General features: G+C 69.3%; 1 protein-coding gene. It reads left to right on the top strand.

Translation table 11 applies throughout. The annotated features are described in order from the left end of the window. Positions 1 to 626 (top strand): peptidylprolyl isomerase (locus AC1Q7Q_RS40400; RefSeq protein WP_492376860.1); only part of this gene is annotated, 626 nt, incomplete at both ends.

Raw genomic sequence — 626 nt, 5'->3', positions numbered from 1 at the left:
GCCATGCAGCAGGCACAACTCCCCGACAACGACGCAACACGCAACGCCATCAAGCAGCAGCTGATCGCGCGCGAGCTGTTTCGCCAGGAGGCGGCCAAGGCCAAGGGGCTGGAAGCGCGGCCCGATGTGCAGCAGGCCCTGCGCGAGGCGAAGGACGCCATCCTGACCCAGGCCTGGCTCAAGGACCATATCAAGCCCGCGCCGGTCACCGAGGAGCAGGTGCGCGCGCGCTACAACGCCATCGTGGCAAGCCTGGGCGACAAGGAATACAAGGGCCGCCTGATCGAGCTCGCCGACGATGCCGCGGCCGCCGCCGCGCTCGCGCGCATCCAGGCCGGCGAGGACTTCGCCAAGGTGGCGCAGCAGGTCAGCCTCGCGCCGTCCAGGGCCAGTGGTGGCGCGATGGATTGGCTCAGCTTCAAGGTGCCGGCGCAGGAAGGCCAGACCCAGAACCTGCCCTTGCCGCTTGCGCAGGCGCTGTCCACCCTGCCCGCTGGCGCGGTGAGCGCCACCCCCGTGGCCTGGAACAACCGCCGCTTCCTGGTCAAGGTTGACGAAGTGCGCGCGACCCGTGTCCCGGCCTATGACACCGTCAAGCCCGGCATCCAGCAAGCGTTGCAGGCGCA

Source organism: Cupriavidus sp. GW823-FHT07A04, assembly GCF_058794615.1.
Note: the sequence above shows the minus strand (reverse complement) of the source record. Positions and strands in the feature narration are given on the sequence as shown.